6 protein-coding genes are annotated in these 5,102 nt (G+C 68.6%); 3 read left to right on the plus strand and 3 right to left on the minus strand.

The window, feature by feature from the left end; genetic code table 11:
- The coding region (locus tag Afe05nite_RS40870; RefSeq protein ID WP_239118587.1) for a pyridoxamine 5'-phosphate oxidase family protein at nucleotides 1–250 on the minus strand (250 nt) is incomplete at its 3' end.
- 121 nt (nucleotides 251–371) lie between these two features.
- On the opposite strand from Afe05nite_RS40870, the gene Afe05nite_RS40875 reads away from it, so the two are divergent.
- Nucleotides 372–806, plus strand: coding sequence for a DUF3052 family protein (locus Afe05nite_RS40875; protein ID WP_203822730.1), 435 nt, complete (start codon nucleotides 372–374; stop codon nucleotides 804–806).
- A 117-nt stretch (nucleotides 807–923) separates the two neighbouring features.
- Nucleotides 924–1,877 carry a beta-ketoacyl-ACP synthase 3 gene (locus tag Afe05nite_RS40880; protein WP_239118586.1) on the plus strand — a complete coding sequence of 318 codons (954 nt, stop codon included), beginning with the start codon at nucleotides 924–926 and terminating at the stop codon, nucleotides 1,875–1,877.
- Between the two features lie 7 nt (nucleotides 1,878–1,884).
- Here Afe05nite_RS40880 and Afe05nite_RS40885 read toward each other — a convergent pair whose 3' ends face one another.
- Together Afe05nite_RS40885 and Afe05nite_RS40890 are read right to left on the minus strand one after the other, a co-directional pair.
- Nucleotides 1,885–2,640, minus strand: a complete 756-nt coding sequence (locus Afe05nite_RS40885; protein WP_203822732.1) for a hypothetical protein — start codon at nucleotides 2,638–2,640, stop codon at nucleotides 1,885–1,887.
- Between the two features lie 97 nt (nucleotides 2,641–2,737).
- Nucleotides 2,738–3,499, minus strand: coding sequence for a polyphosphate kinase 2 family protein (locus Afe05nite_RS40890; protein WP_203822733.1), 762 nt, complete (start codon nucleotides 3,497–3,499; stop codon nucleotides 2,738–2,740).
- Between the two features lie 60 nt (nucleotides 3,500–3,559).
- Between Afe05nite_RS40890 and tyrS the strand changes: the two genes are divergently transcribed.
- The gene (gene tyrS / locus Afe05nite_RS40895; RefSeq protein WP_203822734.1) at nucleotides 3,560–4,816 is read left to right on the plus strand and encodes a tyrosine--tRNA ligase; all 1,257 of its coding nucleotides are present in this window, start codon (nucleotides 3,560–3,562) and stop codon (nucleotides 4,814–4,816) included.
- Nucleotides 4,817–5,102: the final 286 nt, after the last annotated feature.

Raw genomic sequence — 5,102 nt, forward strand, 5'->3', positions numbered from 1 at the left:
AGGTCGCGACCCCACGGACCAGGATCTGGGCGGGCTCGTCCAGTCCGCTCGCGGTGGGGTCGGAGAACAACAGCGCCACCCGGCCGTCGCGGCGGATGTTGAAAGCCTTCTGCGGATAGCCCAGCGACGTGGTCAGCAGGAAGGTGCCGTCGTCGAGCCGCAGGCCGGTGGTGGGCCAGGCGACCGGCGAGCCGCTCCTGGTCAGGGTCGCCAGCTCGCAGGTGCGATAGGCGTCGATCATTTCCGACATCGTGTCCACGACGTGGCACCCTATCCAGATCCGTGCCCACCCGCCCGGGCGGCTCGGCCGGGCTCGGCCGGCCTGGCTATGATCCGCGAAGATCCGACAACGCCGGGGCGACGAGGCTGACATGGCTGGTTATTCGGGCACGCCGCTGCCCCGCAAGCTCGGCATCAAGCCAGGCCACCGGGTCGCCCTGCTCGAGGCGCCGGCCGGCTTCGAGGCCACCCTCGAAGATCTGCCCGACGGCGTCGTCATCCGGCCCGACCTGGCCGCCGACCTGGCCGCCGGCGTGCCGACCGACGTGATCGTGCTGTTCGTGACCGAACGCCACGTGTTGCGGGCCCGCCTCGACGAGGTCAGGCGCGGCCTGGCCCAGAACGGCGGCTTCTGGGTCGCCTGGCCGAAGCGGGCGTCGAAGGTGCCCACGGACGTCACCGAGGACGTCATCCGTGCGATCGCGCTGCCGACCGGGCTGGTCGACAACAAGGTGTGCGCGATAAACGAGATCTGGTCCGGCCTCCGGCTGGTCATCCGCCGCGAAAACCGCACGCCGGCCACGTGACCCGTCTCGCCGAAGGTGCTCACCACGAGCAGGGCGGCGGCGGCACGGACGTGTGGTTACCGGTGAGGAACTAAGAACTCGGAGCACACCCAGCCGGGCATGCTTGTATTGCTTGTCATGGCCAACTCCTTGCAGCGCCGCGCCGGACACCCCGGGTCGCGCATCCTCAGCGTCGCCACCTACCGCCCGCGGGCCGAGGTGCGTAACGAGCCGATCGCCGCGCTGATCGACTCGAGCGACGAATGGATCCGCCGGCGCTGCGGCATCGAGTCGCGCCGGCGCGCCGCACCGGACGAGGACCTGGTCATGATGGCGGCGGCGGCCGCCTCGAAGGCGTTGGCCGGCGCCGGTGTCGATCCGCGCGACGTCTCGTCCGTCCTGGTGGCGACGATGTCCCACCGTGGCCGGGCGACCACCGTGGCGCCCCTGGTGGCCGACGCGCTGGGCGCCACCGCGGCCGGCGCGATGGATCTGGGCGCGGCGTGCTCCGGATTCCCGTACGCACTGGCGACCGCCGACGCGCTCGTCCGCAGCGGAGCGGCCGACCACGTGGTCCTGGTCGGCGCCGAGCGCATGACCGACATCATCGACGAGCGCGACCGCAGCACGGCGTTCCTCTTCGGCGACGGCGCGGGCGCGGTGGTCGTCGGTCCGGCGCAGACGTGCGGCATCGGCCCGGTGGTGTGGGGCGCCGACGGCGCCCGGAGCGAAGTGCTGCGGTACGACGAGGCGGGCGTTCTGCGGATGGCCGGCCCGGAGGTCTTCCGCTGGGCGACCTCCGTCGTTCCCGACCTGGCCAGGCGCGCGCTGGACGCCGCGGGCATCTCCACGGCCGACCTCGCGGCCTTCATCCCGCACCAGGCCAACCTGCGCATCACCATGGCCGCCGCCAAGGCCCTGGAGCTGGGCCCGCACGTCCAGGTGGCCACCGACATCACCACCAACGGCAACACCGGCGCGGCCTCCATCCCCCAGGCGATGGCTGCCCTGCCCGACACGACGGGACCCGCGCTGCTCGTGGGCTTCGGCGCCGGCCTGTCGTACGCGGCTCAGGTCGTCATGCTGCCCTGACCGGCACTCAGAACGGCAGCCGTACAGCGTTCGAGGCGATCTCGCTTGGCGGGTTGGTGAAGTAGGTGTCGTCCCGGACGGCGCCGCCCGCCTGTTGCAGCTGATGCTGCCGCATGCTCTCGGCCCCGGCGCTCTCGGCGTCGGTGAGGGCATATATCCGGCCCTGGCGGACGAACTTGAGGTCCGCCTCCGGGGGCAGCGCGACCTCGAAGGCCTTGGTCGCCGCCGACACCGGACGGCGCGGGAAGAAGTCGGTGTTCCCGTTGCCCCAGTCCGTCTCGATGATGAACCAGTAGGTCCGGCCGGCCTCGGCCCGGCCGGAGGCCACGGACGTGACCTTGACGGTGTTCGTCGTGGTGCGTACAGCGCTGAGGGTGAAATGCAGTTCCTCCGCCGCCGCCTCCGGGCTGCGCCGTGCGTCGGGCTCCCGGGACCGGGTCGTGACCTTGCGGTTCCCGGCCGTGTCCGCCGCGGCCGAGCCGTCCGGCGGGTCGGCGAGCCGGGTCGGCGGCCGCGGGTCGGCCGGCGGGTCGGTCGATGGGGGAGTCTGCGAGGTCCCGGCGGTGGACGGCGGCGGAACCGGCTCGGGCGAGCGCGACGGCCCCCCGGTGGCGGCCCTTTCCGGCGTGGAAACCGAATTCGACTTCCCCGCCTCCCAGCCGTAATAGTCACGCGCCAGGGCGAGGCCCGCGATGAGCAGCGCCGCGACCGTACCGATCGTTGCCTGGGTCTGATGGTCTTTGATCCAACTCCGGATGCGCATGGATCTCGCCACTCCCTCACACCTCGACCCGTGCGAAAACGCAGGACGTGTCCTGCTAACGAGAAGCGAGGGCTCTCGGTCACGGCGCCGAACGCCGTCAGCCGGCGTCGTGGAGTTTGTAGCCGTGCGCGGCGAGGTGCTTTTCGATGGTGTCAGCGACATGTTCGACGACGGCGACCCGGGCCAACGGTTTGTTGTCTCCCGGAATGATTTTCCAGTGCGCCCGTTTCTTATCGGTTTTGTCGAGCATGTCTTCGATGGCATTTTCATAGGCGGGTCGCTTCTCGCGATTGCGCCAGTCCTCGTCGGTGAGCTTCCACTGGCGGAGCGGGTCGCCGGCACGATCCTCGAAGCGCTTGAGCTGTTCCTCGGGCGAGACATGCATCCAGAACTTGATCAGGATGGTGCCCTCGGCGGCCAGCGTCCGTTCGAACTCCACGATCTCCTGATAGGCGCGGGTCCACTGCTCTTCGGTGGCGAATCCCTCGACTCGTTCGACGAGGACGCGGCCGTACCAGGAGCGGTCGAGCACGGTCATGCCGCCCCAACCGGGCAGGACGTTCCAGAATCGCTGGAGGAAGTGGTGTCGTTTCTCGTCGTAGGTGGGTGCGGCGAACTGCGACACGCGTACGTGTCGGGGGTCCAGGGGTGCGACGAGGCGTTTGATCGCGCCGCCCTTGCCGGAGGCGTCCCAGCCTTCGAAGAGCACGCACAGGGGCGGCCCGATGCGTTTCTCGCCGATCTGCCCGCCGAGGAGCAGCCGCAGCCGCAGGAGGCGTTCTTGGGCGGCTTCGAGACGTTCGAGGCCCTGCTGCTTGGACAGTTTGGCGCTCAGATCGACCTTGGCGAGGTGGCTCATGGGATACAGCATGGCCAAACCCGGTTTCCGGTGCACGTGCGGGTGCGGGACAATTCGATTGTGACTTTCGTAGACGACCTGACGTGGCGTGGCCTGATCCAGGATTCCACCGGCCTTGATTCGCTGACTCCGGCACTCGACGGCGGAAACCTGACGTTCTATGTGGGTTTCGACCCGACCGCCGCCTCACTGCATGTCGGCCACCTGATGCAGGTCATCACCGCTCGCCGGCTCCAGCAGGCGGGGCACAAGCCGCTGCTGCTGGTCGGCGGCGCCACCGGGCAGATCGGCGACCCGCGTGAGTCGAGCGAGCGTTCCCTCAACCCGCCCGAGGTGGTCGAGGGCTGGGTCACGCGGATCCGCTCGCAGCTGGAGCCGTTCGTGACCTACGAGGGTGCCAACGGCGCCGAGATGGTCAACAACCTCGACTGGACCGGTCCGACCTCGGTGATCGACTTCCTGCGCGACGTCGGCAAGCACTTCCCGGTCAACAAGATGCTGGCCCGTGACGTGGTGCGCAACCGCCTCGAGACCGGCATCAGCTTCACCGAGTTCAGCTACCAACTGCTGCAGGCCAACGACTTCTACGAACTGCACCGACGGCACGGCTGCCAGCTGCAGTACGGCGGGTCCGACCAGTGGGGCAACATCACCGCGGGCGTCGACTACATCCGCCGCCGCGGGGCCGGCCCGGTGCACGCCTTCGTGACGCCACTCGTGCTCAAGGCCGACGGCACCAAGTTCGGCAAGAGCGAGGGCGGCGCGGTCTGGCTCGATCCCACGATGACCTCGCCCTACGCCTTCTACCAGTTCTGGATCAACGCGGACGATCGCGACGTGAGCCAGTACCTGCGCTACTTCAGCTTCAAATCCCGCGACGAGTTGGAGGAGCTGGAGAAGGCGACGGCGGAGCGGCCGCAGGCCCGGCTCGCGCAGCGAGCGCTCGCCCACGAGCTGACCACGTTGGTGCACGGCGCCGACGAGGCGGACCAAGCGGTCGCTGCTTCGCAGGCGCTTTTCGGGCGAGGTTCGCTGGAGTCACTCTCGGCGGCCACGTTGCGGGCCGCATTGTCCGAGGCCGGCCTTGCTTCTGTACGGGGTGAGCTCCCGACCATGACCGGGCTGCTCCGCGAAGCGGGCCTGGTGTCCTCGGCCAATGAGGCCCGGCGCACCATTGCCGAAGGCGGGGCCTACCTCAACAACGAGCGGATCACCGACGGTGAAGCCGTTCTTGACACCGCTGCGCTACTGCACGGTCGCTTTCTGGTGCTCCGCCGTGGGAAGCGCACCTTCGCCGGCCTCGAATACGAGGCCTGACCTGAGGTTTTTCCATGATCGGCCCGCTGTGACCCGGCTCGCAGCGGGCCGATTTGGCATCCAGGGCGAGCGCCCTGTAATGTTTTCCGAGCCGCCAGGGAGACGGGCGAGCGAAACGGAGATCTTCGGATCGCCGGAGCGGCCGTCCTGGAGGAACCCAACGAATTGCACCGACAATTAGTCGTGTACTGTTCCGCGGGGCTCGAGCTTTTCCGAAAGTGATTTCCGACGAATTTCACGGATTTGACAATCGGGTAAAGCGAGGGTAAAGTTTTAGAAGTACTCC

The organism is Paractinoplanes ferrugineus, from assembly GCF_016862195.1.
Taxonomy (GTDB): Bacteria; Actinomycetota; Actinomycetes; order Mycobacteriales; family Micromonosporaceae; genus Actinoplanes; species Actinoplanes ferrugineus.

What these genes read in the sequence shown, in the direction of transcription:
- Afe05nite_RS40885 (WP_203822732.1), bottom strand. Translation starts at nt 2,640, where the DNA reads ATGCGCATCCGGAGTTGGATCAAAGACCATCAGACCCAGGCAACGATC.
- Afe05nite_RS40875 (WP_203822730.1), top strand. Translation starts at nt 372, where the DNA reads ATGGCTGGTTATTCGGGCACGCCGCTGCCCCGCAAGCTCGGCATCAAG.
- Afe05nite_RS40890 (WP_203822733.1), bottom strand. Translation starts at nt 3,499, where the DNA reads ATGAGCCACCTCGCCAAGGTCGATCTGAGCGCCAAACTGTCCAAGCAG.
- Afe05nite_RS40880 (WP_239118586.1), top strand. Translation starts at nt 924, where the DNA reads ATGGCCAACTCCTTGCAGCGCCGCGCCGGACACCCCGGGTCGCGCATC.